The organism is Paracoccus sp. Z118, assembly GCF_019061185.1.
In the GTDB taxonomy this organism is placed as follows: Bacteria; Pseudomonadota; Alphaproteobacteria; order Rhodobacterales; family Rhodobacteraceae; genus Paracoccus.
Map to the genome: position 1 here is coordinate 12,668 of NZ_JAHQZU010000010.1, position 17,431 is coordinate 30,098.

Here is a 17,431-nt window from a genome sequence, read left to right on the forward strand (position 1 = left end):
CCGATGGCCGAGACCCGCGTCAACCCCGATTTCCGCATTGAGGACCAGGGACTCGAGGGGCTGGGGCAAGTCCACTACAACCTGCTGGAGCCTGCACTGGTCGAGGCTGCCATCCGCCGCGGCGAAGGCACGCTGGGATTGGGCGGCGCGTTCCTCGTCAGCACCGGCGACAAGACCGGCCGCTCGCCCAAGGACAAGTTCGTCGTCAGCACCCCGTCGGTGCAGGACAGCATCTGGTGGGAAAACAACCCGCCGATGGAGCCGGAGGCGTTCGACCGGCTCTACGACGACATGCTCGCCCACATGCAGGGCGGCGAATATTTCGTGCAGGATCTCTATGGCGGGGCCGACCCCGAGCAGCGGCTGGACGTGCGGGTGGTCAGCGAACTCGCCTGGCACAGCCTGTTCATCCGCCACCTGCTGCGCCGGCCCGAGCCTTCGGAACTGGCCACGTTCAAAGCCGACTGGACGATCATCAACTGCCCGTCCTTCAAGGCCGATCCCGCCCGCCACGGCTGCCGGTCGGAAACGGTGATCGCCCTCAACTTCAAGCGCAAGCTGATCCTGATCGCCAACACCGAATATGCGGGCGAGAACAAGAAGGGCGTGTTCTCGCTGCTCAACTATCTCCTGCCCGAGCGGGGCGTGATGCCGATGCACTGCTCGGCCAACCACGCGCCGGACGATCCCAACGACGTGGCAATCTTCTTCGGCCTGTCGGGGACCGGCAAGACGACGCTCTCGGCCGATCCCTCGCGCACGCTGATCGGCGATGACGAGCATGGCTGGTCGGACAAGGGCGTCTTCAACTTCGAGGGCGGCTGCTACGCCAAAACCATCGACCTCTCGCCCGTGGCCGAGCCCGAGATCTACGCCACCACCTCGCGCTTCGCGACCGTGGTCGAGAACATGGTCTTCAACCCCGAGACGCTGGAGCTGGACTTCGCCGACAGCTCCATCACCGAGAACATGCGCTGCGCCTATCCGCTGGAGGCGATTTCCAACGCGTCCGAAACCGGGATGGCGGGCCAGCCGAAGAACGTCATCATGCTGACCTCGGACGCGTTCGGCGTGATGCCGCCGATCTCGCGGCTGACGCCGCAGCAGGCGATGTATCACTTCCTGTCGGGCTTCACGTCCAAGACGCCGGGAACCGAGGATGGCGTGACCGAGCCGGTGCCGACCTTCTCCACCTGCTTCGGCGCCCCCTTCATGCCCCGTCGCCCCGAAGTTTACGGGCGCCTGCTGGCCGAGCGGATCGAGAAGTCGGGCGCGACCTGCTGGCTGGTCAACACCGGCTGGACCGGCGGCCCGTTCGGAACCGGCAAGCGGATGCCTATCAAGGCGACCCGCGCCCTGCTGACGGCGGCGCTGGACGGCTCGCTCAACAATGCCGAGTTCCGCTGCGACCCGAATTTCGGCTTCGAGGTGCCGGTGTCGGTGCCGGGCGTCGATGACAAGCTGCTGGACCCGCGCCAGACCTGGGCCGACGGCGCAGCCTATGACGCGCAGGCCGAGAAGCTGAAGGGCATGTTCCGCGAGAACTTCCGCAAATACGAGGACAAGGTGACGGACGACGTCTGCGCCGCCGCCGTCTGACCGGCCTTTGCCGCGCATTATCCGGCCGCCCTTCCGGGGGCGGCCTTTTTTGCTCGTCACGCCGCAGTGCAGCGAATTGACGGCGCATCATTGTTGCGGATAGAACGGGACCAAAGGAATAATATTGCGAGACGGATTCCGATGACCGAACGCGACAAACCCTGGCTTTTCCGCACCTATGCGGGCCATTCGACGGCGAAGAAGTCGAACGAGCTTTACCGCAGCAACCTGTCCAAGGGGCAGACCGGCCTGTCGGTCGCCTTCGACCTGCCGACCCAGACCGGCTATGACAGCGACCACGTCCTCGCCCGTGGCGAGGTCGGCAAGGTCGGCGTGCCGGTCGGGCATCTGGGCGATATGCGGGCACTGTTCGACCAGATCCCGCTGGAACAGATGAACACCTCGATGACGATCAACGCGACGGCCCCCTGGCTGCTGGCGCTGTATGTCGCGGTGGCCGAGGAGCAGGGGGCGGATGTCGCCAGGCTGCAGGGGACGGTGCAGAACGACATCATCAAGGAATACCTCTCGCGCGGGACGTATATCTGCCCGCCGAAGCCCAGCTTGCGGATGATCACGGATGTTGCGGCCTACACGGCGCGGCACCTGCCGAAATGGAACCCGATGAACGTCTGCTCCTATCACCTCCAGGAAGCTGGGGCGACGCCGGAGCAGGAACTCGCCTATGCGCTGGCGACAGGGATCGCCGTGCTGGACGACCTCAAGGGCAAGGTCGCGCCGCAGGATTTCCCGGCGATGGTCGGGCGGATCAGCTTCTTCGTCAACGCTGGCATCCGCTTCGTGACCGAGCTCTGCAAGATGCGCGCCTTCACCGAGCTCTGGGACGAGATCTGCCGCGACCGCTATGGCATCGAGGAGGAGAAATACCGCCGCTTCCGCTACGGCGTGCAGGTGAACAGCCTTGGGCTGACCGAACAGCAGCCGGAAAACAACGTCTATCGCATCCTGATCGAGATGCTGGCGGTCACGCTGTCCAAGAACGCCCGCGCCCGCGCCGTGCAGCTGCCGGCGTGGAACGAGGCGCTGGGACTGCCGCGTCCCTGGGACCAGCAGTGGTCGCTCAGGATGCAGCAGATCATGGCCTATGAGACCGATTTGCTGGAATATGGCGACCTGTTCGACGGCAACCCGGCCGTCGCGCGGAAGGTCGAGGAACTGAAGGACGGCGCGCGGGCCGAACTCAAGCTGCTGGACGAGATGGGCGGCGCCATCGCCGCCATCGACTACATGAAGTCGCGGCTGGTCGAATCGAACGCCGCCCGGCTGAACCGGGTGGAAGCGGGCGAGACGGTCGTCGTCGGGGTGAACCGCTGGCAGCAGGGCGAACCCTCGCCCCTGACCGCGGGCGACGGCGGGATCATGGTGGTTGATCCTGCGGTCGAGGCCGATCAGGTGGCCCGCCTGAACCAGTGGCGCGAGGATCGCGACAGCGCGGCGGTCGCAGCGGCGCTGGACCGACTGCGCGAGGACGCGGCCGCCGGGCGCAACATCATGCCCGCTTCCATCACCGCCGCGAAGGCGGGCGCCACGACCGGCGAATGGGCCGGCGTCATGCGGCAGGTTCATGGCGAATACCGGGGGCCTACGGGGGTTTCGGCCAACCCGTCGAACCGCACCGAGGGGCTGGAGCCGATCCGCGAGGCGGTCGATGCGGTCAGCGGGCGGCTCGGCCGCCGGATGAAGCTGGTGGTCGGCAAGCCGGGGCTCGACGGCCATTCCAACGGGGCGGAACAGATCGCCTTCCGCGCCCGCGACTGCGGCATCGACATCACCTATGACGGCATCCGCCTGACGCCCGAGCAGATCGTGACGGCGGTGCGCGATCAGGATGCGCATGTGGTCGGCCTGTCGATCCTGTCGGGCAGCCACCTGCCGCTGGTGAAGGACGTGATGGAGCGGATGCGCGGCGCGGGCCTCGGCCACATCCCGGTGATCGTCGGCGGCATCATCCCCGAAGACGACGCCAGACGGCTGGCCGAGATGGGCGTGATCCGCGTCTATACGCCCAAGGATTTCGAGCTGAACCGGATCATGATGGACCTCGTGGCGCTGGTCGATCCCGCCGAACAGGCGGCGTAAGAACGGGGCGCGCGCCAGCCGCGCCCCTGCCTTGCCCCGCCTCGCCATACCGGGCACGGTGGCGCGACCGTCACAGCCGAGAGCGCCATGCCCGCACCGCACAACCCCTTCAAGTCCCGCCTCGCCGCCGGTGAGGCGCTCATGGGCGCATGGGTCGGCCTTGCCGATTCCTACGCCGCCGAGATCACCGCCTCCGCCGGGTTCGACTGGCTGCTGATCGACGGCGAGCATGCGCCGAACGACCTGCGGTCGATCATGGCGCAGCTTCGCGTGGTGCAGGCGTCGGGCAGCCACCCGGTCGTGCGCCTGCCGATGGACGAGACCTGGGCGATCAAGCAGGTGCTGGATATCGGCGCGCAGTCGATCCTGATCCCGATGGTGGAATCGAGGAGCCAGGCCGAGCGGCTGGTCCGCGCCACCCGCTATGCCCCGCAGGGCAATCGCGGGGTCGGCGCGGCGCTGGCCCGCGCGTCGGGCTTTGCCGCGGTGACGGACTACATCGCCACGGCGGGCGAGCAGATCTGGCTGGGCGTGCAGGTGGAAACCCGCGCCGGGCTGGCGGCGCTAGACGACATCCTCGCGGTCGAAGGCGTGGACGGCGTCTTCATCGGCCCCGCCGACCTTGCCGCCGACATGGGCTTCGGCGCCGATCTCGGCGCGGCCCCCGTGGTCGAGGCGGTGCTGGACGCCATCCGCCGCATCGCGGCCTCCGGCAAGGCGCCGGGCATCCTCATGACCGATCCGGCGCTGGCGCAGCAATGCCTCGATGCGGGGGCCCGGTTCGTGGCGACCTCGATCGACGTGATCACCTATGCGCTGGCGATCCGCGCCGCGGGCGAGGCGGCGCGGGCGCTGCGGGACGGCTGATCACGCCTGCCGGGGCAACCGGCCGAGCAGATAGAATTCTTCGTTGGGCGGGATCTCGGCCATGTTCACCAGCCGGTTGGACATGCCGAAGAACGCGGCGATGGCGCCGATGTCCCAGATCTCGTCGTCGGTGAAGCCGGCGGCGCGCAGATCCTCGTGGTCCTCGGGCGTCACGTTCTCGGCGTCCAGCGACACCGCCTCGGCATATTCCAGCATGGCGTATTGCCGCTCGCTGAGCGGCGCCTTGCGCCAGTTGATCGCCACCTGATCGGCGATCCGGGGGTTCTTCGCCCGGATCCGCAGGATCGCGCCATGCGCCACCACGCAGTATTGGCAGTGGTTCAGACCCGAGGTGGCGACGACGATCATCTCGCGTTCCGCCTTGGTCAGCCCCTCGTCCTTTTCCATCAGCGCGTCGTGATAGGCGAAGAAGGCCCGGAACTCGGCCGGGCGATGGGCGAGCGCCAGGAAGATGTTGGGGATGAAGCCCGATTTCTCCTGCACCGCCGCCATCATGTCCTGCATGTCCTGCGGCAGCGTGGCGACCTCCGGCACTGAAAAGCGGCTGATCGCCTGGCCAGTCCTGATTCCCTCCAAGACAGTCATGGTTCCCTCCAGAATATTGACACCTGCGCCGTGCGTGATATTGACCTTCCGATTCCCGGAAGGCCAGCCTTCCGGTCCCCGGCTGCCGGGGATCGCCCCCCGTCAGCGCGTTGCGCCCACGGGGGCGTCACTTGTTTGCTGCGGCCCAGCGATGGAGGACCCGCGATGTTCGAGAGCCTTTCCGACCGTCTTGGCGGCGTCTTCGACCGGCTGACCAAGCAGGGCGCGCTGTCACCCGAGGACGTGACCGCCGCCATGCGCGAGGTCCGGCAGGCGCTGCTGGACGCCGACGTGTCGCTGCCGGTGGTGCGCAACTTCGTCCGTTCGGTCACGTCCAAGGCTACCGGCGCCGCCGTCACCAAGTCCATCACCCCCGGCCAGCAGGTCGTCAAGATCGTCCATGACGAGCTGATCGCCATGCTGCAGGGCGAGGACGAACCCGACGCGCTGCGCATCGACAGCCCGCCCGCGCCGATCCTGATGGTCGGGCTTCAGGGCTCGGGGAAAACGACGACCACCGCCAAGATCGCCAAGCGCCTCAAGGACCGCGAGAAGAAGCGCGTGCTGATGGCCAGCCTCGACACAAACCGCCCGGCGGCGATGGAGCAGCTGGCGATCCTCGGCAGTCAGGTCGGCGTGGACACGCTGCCTATCGTGCCGGGCGAGAACGCCGTGCAGATCGCCAAGCGCGCGAAGCAGCAGGCGACGCTGGGCGGTTATGACGTCTACATGCTCGACACAGCGGGCCGCCTGCATATCGACGAAGTGCTGATGGACGAGGTGCAGGCCGTCCGCGACGTCGCCAACCCGCGCGAGACCCTGCTGGTCGTCGATGGCCTGACCGGACAGGACGCCGTCAACGTCGCGACCGAGTTCGACGGCAAGGTCGGCGTGTCCGGCGTGGTGCTGACCCGGATGGACGGCGACGGGCGCGGCGGCGCGGCGCTGTCGATGCGCGCCGTCACCGGCAAGCCGATCCGCTTCGTCGGCGTCGGCGAAAAGATGGACGCGCTGGAAGGCTTCGATGCCGAGCGCGTCGCGGGCCGCATCCTCGGCATGGGCGACATCGTCGCGCTGGTCGAGAAGGCGCAGGAAACGCTGGAGATCGAGCAGGCCGAGCGCATGATGAAGCGCTTCGCCAAGGGCCTGTTCAACATGAACGACCTGAAAGGCCAGCTTGAGCAGATGCTCAAGATGGGCGGGATGCAGTCGATCATGGGGATGATGCCCGGCATGGGCAAGATGGCCAAGCAGGCCGAGGCGGCGGGCATGGACGACAGCGCCATCCGCCGGCAGATCGCGCTCATCAACTCGATGACCAAGAAGGAACGGGCCAACCCCGAACTGCTGCAGGCGAGCCGGAAGAAGCGGATCGCGGCGGGCGCCGGGATGGAGGTGTCGGAGCTGAACAAGCTGCTGAAGATGCAGCGGCAGATGGCCGACACGATGAAGAAGGTCAGCAAGATGGGCAAGGGCGCGATGCTCAAGCAGGCGATGCGCGCCATGACCGGCAAGGGCGGCGGGCTGCCCGACATGGGCGACGTCGATCCGGCGAAGATGGCCGAGGCGACGAAGATGCTTCAGGACCCGCGCGGGCTGGGCGGGCAGCTGGGCGGGATGAACCTGCCCGGCGGGCTTTCGGGGCTGTTCGGCAAGAAATGAACGCGCCCGTGACCGAAGACATCGTGACCGACGACATCACCCGCGCCGCCAGCCTGCTCAAGGAGCATCGCGCCAGCATCGACCGGCTGGACGCGGTGCTGGTCTTCACGCTGGCCGAGCGGTTCAAGCACACGCAATCGGTCGGCCGCCTGAAGGCCGAACACGACCTTCCCGCCTCCGACCCGGCGCGTGAAGCCGCGCAGATCGAGCGGCTGGAACGCCTCGCGCGCGAGGCCGATCTCGACCCGGAATTCGCGCGCAAGTTCCTCAACTTCGTGATCGCCGAGGTCATCCGGCATCACGAGCATTTCCAATCCTGACCTCAATCCTGAACGGCGGGTTTCCCGCCAATCCCGCCATTTCACAAGGAGAACACCGAATGGCAATGAAGATCCGTCTGGCCCGCGGCGGCAGCAAGAAGCGCCCGCACTACGCCATCGTGGCGACCGACTCGCGCATGCCGCGCGACGGCCGCTTCCTGGAGAAGCTGGGCACCTACAACCCCCTGCTGCCCCGCGACAGCGAGGACCGCATCAAGATGGACATGGAGCGGGTGCAGTACTGGCTGGGCCAGGGCGCGCAGCCGACCGACCGCGTGACCCGCTTCCTGGAAGCTGCCGGCGTCAAGGAAAAGACCGAGCGCGCGAACCTCAAGAAGGGCGAGCCCGGCAAGAACGCGAAGGACCGCGCCGAGAAGCGCGCCGCCCGCGAAGCGGCTGCGGCGGAAGCCGCCAACGCTCCGGCCGAGACGACCGACGAGACCGCGCTCGACGCATCCGAAGCGACCAGCGGCACCGAGTCGCCCTGATCGCCACCACCCGGCCGGGCGGCCCCTCGCCCGGCCATCCGCAGCGTGACGGAGGAAGCGCATGACCGACCGCGTCTGTGTGGGCGCCATCGCCGGCGCCTTCGGGGTGCGCGGCGAGGTGCGGCTGAAAAGCTTCTGCACCCGGGCCGAGGACATCGCGACCTACGGCGCGCTGACCACCGAGGACGGAAAGCGCAGCTTCACCGTGCGCCTGACCCGGCCCGTCAATGGCGGGCTGGGCGCGCGGCTTTCGGATGTCGAGACGAAGGAGCAGGCGGACGCGCTGAAGGGCGTGACCCTCTGGGCCGACCGCAGCGCCCTGCCCGCCCTGCCCGACGACGAATTCTACCATGCCGACCTGATCGGGCTGGAAGTCGCGGACCCCGGCGGCGTGGTGCTGGGCCGCGTGCGGGCGATCCATGACCACGGCGCGGGGGACATCCTCGAAGTGGCGGGGCCGAAGGGTTTGCAGCTGATCCCCTTCACCCGCGTGGCGGTGCCGACCGTCGATCTGGCCGCGGGCCGGATCGTGGCCGACCCGCCCGCAACCGACGAATAGGGACCGCATGTCCGCGACGTTCAGCCCGGCCCTGATCCTGCTGACGGTCAGCATCGCAGCCGCCCTGCTCGCCGTGCGGCCCGCCCTCGTGCGCCGATGACCGACGCGCCGCGCTCTCATGGCCGCCTGCGGGTCACGCCCAGCCTCAAGCCCCGCGACATGATGGCCGAGCCGCAGGTGGCCGGCGCATGGACCGCGCAGATCATCACCCTGTTCCCCGAGGCGTTCCCCGGCACGCTGGGCCTGTCGCTGACCGGCCGGGCGCTGGCCGAAGGGCTGTGGAACCTGCGAACGATCCCGCTGCGCGAGTTCGGGGAAGGCCGCCACCGCAATGTGGACGACACCCCCACCGGCGGCGGCGCGGGGATGGTGCTGCGACCGGACGTGATGGCGGCGGCCCTGCGCGAGGCGCAGGGCGCGACGCCCGGCCTGCCGGTGGTCTATCTGTCCCCGCGCGGAAAGCCGCTGACGCAGGCCATCGCTCGCCGCCTCGCCCAGGGCCCCGGCGTCACCCTGATCTGCGGGCGGTTCGAGGGCGTGGATCAGCGCGTGCTGGATGCCTTCGACGTGACGGAAATCAGCATCGGCGACTATGTCCTGACGGGCGGAGAGATCGCCGCTCAGGTCTTGATCGACGCGGCGGTGCGGCTTATACCGCGCGTGCTGGGGAATCAGGATTCGCTGGCCGAGGAATCCTTTTCCCACGGCCTTCTTGAACATCCGCAGTATACGAAGCCCGCCCTCTGGGAAGGCCGCGCGACGCCCGAGGTTCTTCTTTCGGGCAACCACGCGGCCATTTCGCGGTGGCGGGCCGAGCAGGCCGAAAGCCTGACCAAGGAACGCCGCCCCGACCTGTGGCGGGCATATGCCGAAGGGCATGTGGACCCGACAAAGGACCGACAGCTCTCGGGCGCATCAGACCAATCGCGGGACCACCGCGAGCATGACAAGGATTGATTGCGATGAACCTGATCGCCCAGATCGAAGCCGAGCAGATCGCCGAGCTTGGCAAGACCATCCCCGACTTCAAGGCCGGCGACACCGTGCGCGTCGGCTACAAAGTGACCGAGGGCACCCGCACCCGCGTCCAGAACTACGAAGGCGTCTGCATCAGCCGCCGGGGCGGCCAGACGATCGGCGCGTCGTTCACCGTTCGCAAGATCTCGTTCGGCGAGGGCGTGGAGCGCGTGTTCCCGCTGTATTCGACCAACATCGACTCGATCGAGGTCGTGCGCCGTGGCCGCGTCCGCCGCGCCAAGCTGTATTACCTCCGCGACCGCCGCGGCAAATCCGCCCGCATCGCCGAAGTCACCAACTACAAGCCGAAGGCCGACAAGGCCCCCGATTCGGCCAGTGCCAACCAGAACGCCTGAGGGTCGCCATGAAAGCCGATATCCACCCCGACTATCACCTCATCACCGTCAAGATGACGGACGGGACGACCTACCAGACCTATTCCACCTGGGGAAAAGAGGGCGAGACCATGACCCTCGACATCGATCCCACCGTGCACCCGGCCTGGACGGGCGGTTCGTCCAAGCTGATGGACACCGGCGGGCGCGTCTCGAAGTTCAAGAACAAATACGCCGGCCTGGGCTTCTGATCCCAGCCGACGAGCCGGATACGAACGCCGCCCTTCGGGGCGGCGTTTTGCGTTCAGGCGGCGGACGGCGCCGGGAACCTGTTGGCCGGGATCTTCAGATAGCAGTTGCCGTCGGATTCCGGTTCCGGCAGCCGCCCGCCGCGCAGGTTCACCTGAAGGGCGTATAGCATCCGGTCGGGCAGGCTCAGCGTTTTGTCGCGCCCCTCGCGGGTGGCGATGAACTGCTCGCGCGTGATCCCGTCGCGGACATGGATGTTCGACTCGCGCTGCTCGGCCACCGTGGCCATGAAACCGGGCCCGGCGTCCTTGTCCGGGTAGCTATGGCCGACGAACAGCCGCGTCTGCGCCGGCAGGGCGAGGATCGCGCGGATCGATTCCCAAAGCTGCGCCGCGCTGCCGCCGGGAAAATCGGCGCGGCTCGTGCCCGATTGCGGCACCATCAGCGTGTCATGCACGAAGGCCGCGTCCCCCGCGACATAGGTGACGGAGGCCAGCGTATGCCCCGGCGACAGCATCACCCGCACCGGGATCGAGCCGACCATGAAGCTGTCGCCATCCTCAAACAGCCGATCCCATTGGCTGCCGTCGGTCCTCAGGCCGTCGTGGTAGAGTTCCTTCCACAGCCGCTGAATCCCGACCACCTTCGCGCCGATCCCGCGCGGAACGCCACCGAGCCGGTCCGACATATAAGCGGCCGCCGTGAAGTGATCCGCATGGGGATGGGTGTCGAGGACCCACTCGACCGTGATCCCCTTCTCGCGCACGAAGCGCAGAATTTCGTCCGCCGAACGAGTGCTGGTCGCGGCGGCTTTCGGGCAGAAGTTCCAGACCGGATCGACGATGGCGCCCTTCATCGTGGCGGGGTCGTGGAAGACATATTGCAGGCTGCCGGTTGCACGGTCGAAAAAATGATCGACGACGGGGCTCGGGGGCATGGCGGCGTCCTCTGCTGCGTGCGGGAAAGCATATCAAGAAGTTGCGGGCCGCGATACTCCCTGTCACGGTCGGCCGCGCCACTTCCAAGCCGGGGCGGCGGTGGCTAAACACGGGATCGCAAGGGGAATCGCGTGGCGCATATCATCGTCGTCGGCAATGAGAAGGGCGGGTCGGGCAAGTCCACGACCTCGATGCACGTGGCGACCGCGCTCGCGCGGATGGGCCATCGCGTCGGCGCGCTGGATCTGGACGTGCGCCAGCGCAGCTTCGGCCGCTATCTGGAAAACCGCGCCGCGTTCCTCGTCCGCGAGGGGATGGACCTGCCCACCCCGCAGCTCGGCGCCCTGCCGCGCGAGGCCGACGGCGATCCGCTGTCCGCCGCCGTCGCCGCGCTGGACGAGGCCAGCGATTTCGTCGTGATCGACTGCCCCGGCTCGCACACGAAACTCAGCCAGATGGCCCACGCGCTGGCCGACACCCTCATCACGCCGATGAACGACAGCTTCATCGACTTCGACCTGCTGGCCCGCATGTCGCCCGAGGGCAAGGTGCTGGGCCCGTCGATCTATGCCGAGATGGTCTGGAACGCCCGTCAGCTGCGCGGACAGGCCGGCGCGGGGCCGATCGACTGGATCGTGCTGCGCAACCGCCTCGGCACGCAGGAGATGCACAACAAGCGCAAGGTCGGCACGGCGCTGACCTCGTTGTCCAAGCGCATCGGCTTCCGCGTCGCAGCGGGGTTCGCCGAGCGGGTGATCTTCCGCGAGCTGTTCCCGCGCGGGCTGACGCTGCTGGACCTGCGCGACATCGGCACGACGCAACTGTCCATGTCGAACATCGCCGCGCGGCAGGAATTGCGCGACCTCATCACCGAACTGCGCCTGCCGGGGGTGGACGCCAAGTTCTGAAGCGCCGTCACGTCAGTTTGCGGCAGGCCTCACTGCGCCGGATTGTCGCATCGCGGCCTTGCTGCTAAACAAGATCGTCGATTCACGGGCGGTCCAGCAATGCAAGCCTCGATCCGTGTGGCGGCCCTTCTGCTCGGCACGATGCTGCCGGCCCTCGCCACCAGCCTTCCAACCGCCACCCGCGCCGAGACGGCCTCCCCCGCCCCGACGACCGGCGAAATCGTGCCCACCGTCACCGTCGCCCCGGCGCGGCGCAGCATGGTCCAGCAGCGCGAGCCTGTCTCCGGCTCGCTGGTCGCCCGGCAGGAGGTGCAGATCTATCCGCAGGTCGCGGGGTTCGAGATCACCGAAATCCTCGCCGAGATCGGCGATCGGGTCGAGGCGGGCCAACCGCTCGCCCGCCTGTCCGACGCGACGCTGCGCGCGCAACTGGCGCAGGCCGAGGCGGAACACGCACGCGCCGGCGCCAGTATCAGCCAGGCCGAAAGCCAGATCGAAAGCGCCGAGGCCGCCGCGACGCAGGCAAACTCGGTCCTGACCCGCACCCGCCAGCTGAACCAGAGCGGCAACACCGCGCAGGCCGCGCTGGACGAGGCGGTGGCCGCGCAGATCGGGGCCGAGGCTGACGCCGCCTCGGCCCGCGACGGGCTGCTGGTGGCGCGGGCGAACCTTGCGCAGGCCGATGCGGCGCTGGAGATCGCCCGGCTGAACCTCCGCCGCACCACCATCACCGCCCCGCTGGCGGGCATCGTGACCGAACGCAGCGCCGAGCTTGGCGCGCTGTCGGGCGGCTCGGCCGAGCCGATGTTCCGGGTGATCGCGAATGGCGAGATCGAGCTTCAGGGTCGGATCCTCGAAACCGCCCTGCCGGGGCTGAAAGTCGGCGATCCGGCCGAGGTCGTGGTCGCCGGGCTGGGCCAGATCGCCGGCAAGGTGCGGCTGATCCCGGCCAGTGTCGATCCGGTCACGCGACTGGGCGACATCCGCATCTCGCTTCAGCCCCGCGCCGGTCTGCGGCCGGGGCTGTTCGCCAGCGGCTCGGTGATCCTCGACGAGCGCGAGGCGATCACCGTCCCGGCGACCGCCGTGCTGGCCGATGGCAGCGGCGAGCGGGTGCAGGTGATCCGCGACGGCCGGGTGGAAACCCGGCCCGTGACGGCGGGCGTCCTGTGGGACGGCCAGCGCGAAATCCTCGACGGTCTGGCGCCGGGCGAGGTCGTGATGCAGCGGGCGGGCGCCTTCTTCCGCGATGGCGATCCGGTGAAGCCGGTGACGGCCTCCGAAGCGGAGCCGGCGGCCCCCGCCCCGCAGGGCACCGCCGCGCTGGGAACAACCCCGGCCAGCGGGGGATAGGGGAGCGCGACCATGAACCTGTCCACCTGGTCGATCCGCAATCCCGTTCCCCCCATCGCGATCTTTCTCGTGCTGCTGATCGCCGGGATGGTCAGCTTCGCCCGGCTGCCAGTCACGGCAATGCCGAACATCGACCTGCCGCTGATCGACGTGTCCATCGCGCAGCAGGGCGCGGGGCCGAGCGAGCTCATCTCGCAGGTCGCCCGCCCGATCGAGGATGCCGTCGCGTCGATTGCCGATGTCCGCCACATCACGACGACGGCCACGGACGGCTCGCTCAAGCTGACGGTGGAGTTCGAGCTGGAAACCGACAGCGATCGCGCGCTGAACGACGTGCGGGACGCGCTGTCCAGCGTCCGCTCCGACCTGCCGGCGACGATCGAGGAGCCGATCGTCCAGCGCATCGACGTCACCGGCATGCCGATCCTGACCTATGCGGTGGCCGACCGGACCCGCACAGTCGGCGCGCTGTCGAAGTTCGTGGACGACGTGATCGGGCGCGAGCTGTCCACCGTGGACGGCGTGGCCGAGATCGCCCGGATCGGCGGGGCCGATCTGGAAATCACCGTGGAACTCGACCCCGACCGGCTTCTGGCGCTGGGGCTGACGGCGGCCGAAGTCTCGCAGCAGCTTCGCGCCCGCAATATCGACATGGGCGGCGGGCGCGAGGATGTGTCGGGGCGCGAATACTCCATCCGCGCCCTCGGCTCCGCCGCCGACGTGGCGCAGCTTGCGGCGACACCGATCAGCCTGACGACCGGCAACACCGTGCGGCTGGACCAGCTCGGCACCGTGACCGAGGCCGCGAGCGAGCAGCGCAGCTTCGCCCTGCTGGACGGGCGTCCCGTGGTGGCCTTCGGCGTCTATCGGGCGATGGGCGCATCCGACCTGCTGGCGGGCGACGGCACCAAGGAAAAGCTGGCCGAGATCGCGGCCCGCGACCCGAACGTGCAGATCACGCTGATCGACGACGCCACCACCTACACGCTGCAAAGCTACCATTCCGCGATGGAGACGCTCTACGAAGGGGCCGCGCTGGCGGTCATCGTCGTGCTGCTGTTCCTGCGCAACTGGCGCGCGACGCTGATCGCCGCGACCGCCCTGCCCCTGTCGGTGATCCCGACCTTCCTCGTGATGGACCTGCTGGGCTTCTCGCTCAACGGCATCAGCCTGCTGGGGATCACGCTGGTGACGGGCATCCTCGTGGACGACGCCATTGTCGAGATCGAGAATATCGTCCGCCATATCCACACGGGCACCAGCGCCTACGAGGCCGCCGAGGAAGCCGCGACCGAGATCGGCACCACGGTCATCGCCATCAGCCTGTCCATCGTCGCGGTCTTCGCGCCGGTCAGCTTCATGGGCGGGATCGCGGGCGAGTATTTCAAGCAGTTCGGCCTGACGGTCGCCGTGGCGGTGCTGTTCTCGCTGCTGACCGCCCGCATCATCACCCCGATGCTGGCCGCCTATCTGCTGCGCAGCCGCGGCCATGCCGCCGAGCCGAAGGACGGGCGCGTCATGCGGCTGCTGATGACGGTGCTGCGCTGGACGATGCGCCACCGCGTCCTGACGCTGCTGCTGGGGATCGGCGTCTTCGCCGTCTCGATCTACTCGGCCACGCTGCTGCCGACCGAGTTCATCGCGCCGTCCGATCAGGGCCGCAGCCAGATCAAGATGGAGCTTCCCCCCGGCTCGACCGTCGAGCAGACCGAGGATGCCGGCCGCCGCCTGACCGCCCGCATCGAGGAAGTGCCCGAGGTGCAGTCGGTCTTCGTCTATGGCGACGGACAGGACGTGACCGAGGCGCGGGTCATGGTGAACTACGGCAAGAAGCACACCCGCGAACGCTCGCAGTTCGAGATCGAGGAACAGCTCAAGCACGGGCTGGCCGACGTGCCCGACATGCGGCTGAACTTCCAGAACGAGGAGGGCGCGAACGATCTGGAGGTCAGCGTGCTGGCCGACACCGAGGAAGCCGCGTCAGTTGGGGCCGACCGGCTGCTGACGGCCCTGCGGGAGCTGGACACGCTGGAGGGCGTGACCTCATCCTCGGCCATGCGCCGCCCGGAAATCCAGATCCATCCCCGGCCCGAGCTTGCCGCGCAGCTCGGCATCTCGGCCAGCACGATGGCGCAGACGCTGCTGGTGGCGACGATCGGCGATACCGAGGCGAACCTCGCCAAGTTCAACACGGGCGACGAGCAGATTCCCATCGTGGTGCGGCTGAACGACGCCACGCGGCAGGACCTGCAGCAGATCCAGAACCTGCGCGTGCCGTCGGACGCCGGGCCGATCCCGCTGGCGGCGGTGGCCGAGGTGACGCTGTCCGCCGGGCCGACGCAGATCGAGCGCTACGACCGCCGCTATCGCACCACCGTCTCGGCCAACCTCGCCGATGGCGCGGTGCTGGGCCCGGTCGCGGCGCAGGTGCAGGGCTTGCAGGGCAGCATCGACCTGCCCCCCGGAACCGAGTTCCAGAACGCCGGCGACGCCGAGATCATGGGCGAGGTGTTTTCCGCCTTCGCCCTGGCGATGGGGTCGGGCGTGCTGCTGGTCTATGTCGTGCTGGTGCTGCTGTTCCAGAGCTTCATCACGCCGGTCTCGATCCTGCTGTCGCTGCCGCTGGCGATCGGCGGCGCTATCCTTGCGCTGTTTTTCACCGGCTTCGCCATCGGGATGCCAGTGGTGATCGGCTTCCTGATGCTGATGGGCATCGTGACCAAGAACGCGATCATGCTGGTCGAGTTCGCCAATTCCGCCATGCAGCGCGGCACCCCGAAGCGCGAAGCGATCCTCGACGCCGTCCACAAGCGCGCCCGCCCGATCATCATGACCACCATCGCCATGGCGGCGGGGATGCTGCCCTCGGCCCTGTCGCAGGCGGATGGCAGCGAGTTCCGCTCGCCCATGTCGGTCGCGGTGATCGGCGGGCTGCTGCTGTCCACCATGCTGTCGATGCTGTTCGTCCCGGCGCTGTTCTCGCTGCTGGACGGGCTGCAGCAATGGCTGGGACGGGTGTTCGCGCGGTGGATCGGGCTCAACCGGAAACGCGAAACGCCCGCCGAGTAGGCGGGCGTTTGAAAGCGTGGGGTCGGACCGGATCAGGCCAGCATCGCCACCGGATGCTCAAGGTTCGACACGATGGCGTCCAGCAGCTTCGCCCCCAGAGCGCCGTCGATGACGCGGTGATCGACCGACAGCGTCATCGACATCATGTTGCGGATGACGATCTCGCCATGCTCGACTACCGGCGTCTCGATCCCCGCGCCCACGGCGAGGATCGCGCCGTGCGGGGGGTTGATGACGGCGTCGAAATTCTCGATCCCGAACATGCCGAGGTTGGAGATGGCGAAGCTGCCGCCCTGGTATTCATGCGGGGCGAGCTTCTTCGTCTTGGCGCGGCTGGCAAGGTCCTTCATCTCGGCCGAGAGCGCCGAGAGCGTCTTCACATGCGCGTCCTTCAGGACCGGCGTGAACAACCCGCCTTCGATCGCCACGGCCACCGCCACGTCCGAGGGCGTGAGCTTGAAGATGCGGTCGCCGGCCCAGACGGCGTTCGCGTCGGGCACCTGTTGCAGCGCCACGGCGCAGGCCTTGATGATGAAGTCGTTGATCGACAGTTTCACCCCGCGCGGCTGCAACTGCTTGTTCAGCGTCGCCCGGAACTCCACCAGCGCATCCAGCTTGGCCGAGCGGCGCAGGTAGAAATGCGGGATGGTCTGCTTGGCTTCGGACAGCCGCGCGGCGATGGTGCGGCGCATGCCGTCGAGCTGCACCTCCTCGATCTCGCGGCCTTCCAGCATCTTGCGGACCGTGTCGGCCGACATGCCCTGCGGCGCGGCGGCAGCGGCGGGGGCCGCGGCCTTCGGCGCTTCGGGGGCGGCCTGCGCGGCGGCGGGCTTCGCGGCGCCCGGTTTCGCTGCCTCCACATCGGCCTTGACGATCCGGCCATTCGGTCCGCTGCCGGTCACGCCGGACAGGTCGATCCCGCGCTCGGCGGCGATCCGGCGGGCGAGCGGCGAGGCGAAGAGGCGCTTGCCCCTGCCCCCGGACGCCGCCTGAGCCGGTGCGGCCTGCGCAGGCGCAGCGGCATCAGCCTTCGGCTCGTCCGTCTTCGGCTTCTCGGCCTCGGGCGCCTTCGCCTCGGGCGCGGGGCTCGAAACCTTCGCGTCGTCCGCGCTCTCGCCCTCCTCCAGCAGCAGCGCGACGGGGGTGTTCACCGCCACCCCCTGCGTGCCCTCGGCGACCATGATCTTGCCGATGGTGCCTTCGTCCACGGCCTCGAACTCCATCGTGGCCTTGTCGGTCTCGATCTCGGCGATCACGTCGCCGGACTTCACCGTATCGCCTTCCTTGACCAGCCATCTGGCCAGCGTCCCTTCCTCCATCGTGGGGGACAGGGCGGGCATCAGGATTTCCACAGCCATCTT

At 68.2% G+C, this 17,431-nt stretch carries 16 protein-coding genes; 13 read left to right on the forward strand and 3 right to left on the reverse strand.

Annotated features, from left to right (window positions below):
- Nucleotides 1-3: 3 nt before the first annotated feature.
- The 3 genes from KTN05_RS10060 (at nucleotide 4) to KTN05_RS10070 (ending at nucleotide 4,566) form a co-directional block, all read left to right on the forward strand.
- Nucleotides 4-1,599, forward strand: a complete 1,596-nt coding sequence (locus KTN05_RS10060) for a phosphoenolpyruvate carboxykinase (RefSeq protein WP_217329273.1) — start codon at nucleotides 4-6, stop codon at nucleotides 1,597-1,599.
- 141 nt (nucleotides 1,600-1,740) lie between these two features.
- Nucleotides 1,741-3,699, forward strand: a complete 1,959-nt coding sequence (locus tag KTN05_RS10065) for a protein meaA (RefSeq protein ID WP_217329274.1) — start codon at nucleotides 1,741-1,743, stop codon at nucleotides 3,697-3,699.
- A gap of 87 nt (nucleotides 3,700-3,786) precedes the next feature.
- Complete coding sequence (locus KTN05_RS10070; protein WP_217329275.1) at nucleotides 3,787-4,566, forward strand: HpcH/HpaI aldolase/citrate lyase family protein; 780 nt, start codon at nucleotides 3,787-3,789, stop codon at nucleotides 4,564-4,566.
- Here the strand turns inward: KTN05_RS10070 and KTN05_RS10075 are convergent, their stop codons facing one another.
- Nucleotides 4,567-5,172 (reverse strand): peroxidase-related enzyme, encoded by a 606-nt coding sequence (locus tag KTN05_RS10075; protein ID WP_217329276.1) that lies wholly within the window; start codon nucleotides 5,170-5,172, stop codon nucleotides 4,567-4,569.
- A gap of 165 nt (nucleotides 5,173-5,337) precedes the next feature.
- Between KTN05_RS10075 and ffh the strand changes: the two genes are divergently transcribed.
- The 7 genes from ffh (at nucleotide 5,338) to rpmE (ending at nucleotide 9,804) form a co-directional block, all read left to right on the forward strand.
- Complete coding sequence (ffh, locus tag KTN05_RS10080; RefSeq protein WP_217329277.1) at nucleotides 5,338-6,834, forward strand: signal recognition particle protein; 1,497 nt, start codon at nucleotides 5,338-5,340, stop codon at nucleotides 6,832-6,834.
- 23 nt (nucleotides 6,835-6,857) lie between these two features.
- A complete protein-coding gene (locus tag KTN05_RS10085) occupies nucleotides 6,858-7,154 on the forward strand; it encodes a chorismate mutase (RefSeq protein ID WP_217329378.1) in 297 nt (98 codons plus the stop codon).
- Between the two features lie 59 nt (nucleotides 7,155-7,213).
- Nucleotides 7,214-7,642, forward strand: a complete 429-nt coding sequence (gene rpsP, locus KTN05_RS10090) for a 30S ribosomal protein S16 (RefSeq protein ID WP_217329278.1) — start codon at nucleotides 7,214-7,216, stop codon at nucleotides 7,640-7,642.
- 61 nt (nucleotides 7,643-7,703) lie between these two features.
- The gene (rimM, locus tag KTN05_RS10095; RefSeq protein ID WP_217329279.1) at nucleotides 7,704-8,201 is read left to right on the forward strand and encodes a ribosome maturation factor RimM; all 498 of its coding nucleotides are present in this window, start codon (nucleotides 7,704-7,706) and stop codon (nucleotides 8,199-8,201) included.
- Nucleotides 8,202-8,297: 96 nt separating this feature from the next.
- On the forward strand, nucleotides 8,298-9,158 hold the full coding sequence (gene trmD / locus KTN05_RS10100; RefSeq protein ID WP_217329280.1) for a tRNA (guanosine(37)-N1)-methyltransferase TrmD: 861 nt from the start codon (nucleotides 8,298-8,300) through the stop codon (nucleotides 9,156-9,158).
- 5 nt (nucleotides 9,159-9,163) lie between these two features.
- Nucleotides 9,164-9,574, forward strand: a complete 411-nt coding sequence (gene rplS / locus KTN05_RS10105) for a 50S ribosomal protein L19 (protein ID WP_217329281.1) — start codon at nucleotides 9,164-9,166, stop codon at nucleotides 9,572-9,574.
- Between the two features lie 8 nt (nucleotides 9,575-9,582).
- The gene (rpmE, locus tag KTN05_RS10110) at nucleotides 9,583-9,804 is read left to right on the forward strand and encodes a 50S ribosomal protein L31 (protein WP_217329282.1); all 222 of its coding nucleotides are present in this window, start codon (nucleotides 9,583-9,585) and stop codon (nucleotides 9,802-9,804) included.
- A 53-nt stretch (nucleotides 9,805-9,857) separates the two neighbouring features.
- Here the strand turns inward: rpmE and KTN05_RS10115 are convergent, their stop codons facing one another.
- Nucleotides 9,858-10,739 carry an MBL fold metallo-hydrolase gene (locus KTN05_RS10115; RefSeq protein WP_217329283.1) on the reverse strand — a complete coding sequence of 294 codons (882 nt, stop codon included), beginning with the start codon at nucleotides 10,737-10,739 and terminating at the stop codon, nucleotides 9,858-9,860.
- 132 nt (nucleotides 10,740-10,871) lie between these two features.
- On the opposite strand from KTN05_RS10115, the gene KTN05_RS10120 reads away from it, so the two are divergent.
- The 3 genes from KTN05_RS10120 to KTN05_RS10130 all read left to right on the forward strand — a co-directional run bounded on the left by KTN05_RS10120 (nucleotide 10,872) and on the right by KTN05_RS10130 (nucleotide 16,070).
- Nucleotides 10,872-11,648, forward strand: a complete 777-nt coding sequence (locus tag KTN05_RS10120) for a division plane positioning ATPase MipZ (RefSeq protein WP_217329284.1) — start codon at nucleotides 10,872-10,874, stop codon at nucleotides 11,646-11,648.
- A 99-nt stretch (nucleotides 11,649-11,747) separates the two neighbouring features.
- Nucleotides 11,748-13,001 (forward strand): efflux RND transporter periplasmic adaptor subunit, encoded by a 1,254-nt coding sequence (locus KTN05_RS10125; protein ID WP_217329285.1) that lies wholly within the window; start codon nucleotides 11,748-11,750, stop codon nucleotides 12,999-13,001.
- Between the two features lie 12 nt (nucleotides 13,002-13,013).
- Nucleotides 13,014-16,070 (forward strand): efflux RND transporter permease subunit, encoded by a 3,057-nt coding sequence (locus KTN05_RS10130; RefSeq protein ID WP_217329286.1) that lies wholly within the window; start codon nucleotides 13,014-13,016, stop codon nucleotides 16,068-16,070.
- 32 nt (nucleotides 16,071-16,102) lie between these two features.
- Here the strand turns inward: KTN05_RS10130 and KTN05_RS10135 are convergent, their stop codons facing one another.
- The gene (locus KTN05_RS10135) at nucleotides 16,103-17,428 is read right to left on the reverse strand and encodes a pyruvate dehydrogenase complex dihydrolipoamide acetyltransferase (RefSeq protein WP_217329287.1); all 1,326 of its coding nucleotides are present in this window, start codon (nucleotides 17,426-17,428) and stop codon (nucleotides 16,103-16,105) included.
- Between the last annotated feature and the right edge of the window lie 3 nt (nucleotides 17,429-17,431).

What these genes read in the sequence shown, in the direction of transcription:
- KTN05_RS10075 (WP_217329276.1), bottom strand. Translation starts at nt 5,172, where the DNA reads ATGACTGTCTTGGAGGGAATCAGGACTGGCCAGGCGATCAGCCGCTTT.
- KTN05_RS10065 (WP_217329274.1), top strand. Translation starts at nt 1,741, where the DNA reads ATGACCGAACGCGACAAACCCTGGCTTTTCCGCACCTATGCGGGCCAT.
- ffh (WP_217329277.1), top strand. Translation starts at nt 5,338, where the DNA reads ATGTTCGAGAGCCTTTCCGACCGTCTTGGCGGCGTCTTCGACCGGCTG.
- rpsP (WP_217329278.1), top strand. Translation starts at nt 7,214, where the DNA reads ATGGCAATGAAGATCCGTCTGGCCCGCGGCGGCAGCAAGAAGCGCCCG.
- KTN05_RS10115 (WP_217329283.1), bottom strand. Translation starts at nt 10,739, where the DNA reads ATGCCCCCGAGCCCCGTCGTCGATCATTTTTTCGACCGTGCAACCGGC.
- rplS (WP_217329281.1), top strand. Translation starts at nt 9,164, where the DNA reads ATGAACCTGATCGCCCAGATCGAAGCCGAGCAGATCGCCGAGCTTGGC.
- rpmE (WP_217329282.1), top strand. Translation starts at nt 9,583, where the DNA reads ATGAAAGCCGATATCCACCCCGACTATCACCTCATCACCGTCAAGATG.
- trmD (WP_217329280.1), top strand. Translation starts at nt 8,298, where the DNA reads ATGACCGACGCGCCGCGCTCTCATGGCCGCCTGCGGGTCACGCCCAGC.
- rimM (WP_217329279.1), top strand. Translation starts at nt 7,704, where the DNA reads ATGACCGACCGCGTCTGTGTGGGCGCCATCGCCGGCGCCTTCGGGGTG.
- KTN05_RS10125 (WP_217329285.1), top strand. Translation starts at nt 11,748, where the DNA reads ATGCAAGCCTCGATCCGTGTGGCGGCCCTTCTGCTCGGCACGATGCTG.
- KTN05_RS10060 (WP_217329273.1), top strand. Translation starts at nt 4, where the DNA reads ATGGCCGAGACCCGCGTCAACCCCGATTTCCGCATTGAGGACCAGGGA.
- KTN05_RS10070 (WP_217329275.1), top strand. Translation starts at nt 3,787, where the DNA reads ATGCCCGCACCGCACAACCCCTTCAAGTCCCGCCTCGCCGCCGGTGAG.
- KTN05_RS10130 (WP_217329286.1), top strand. Translation starts at nt 13,014, where the DNA reads ATGAACCTGTCCACCTGGTCGATCCGCAATCCCGTTCCCCCCATCGCG.
- KTN05_RS10135 (WP_217329287.1), bottom strand. Translation starts at nt 17,428, where the DNA reads ATGGCTGTGGAAATCCTGATGCCCGCCCTGTCCCCCACGATGGAGGAA.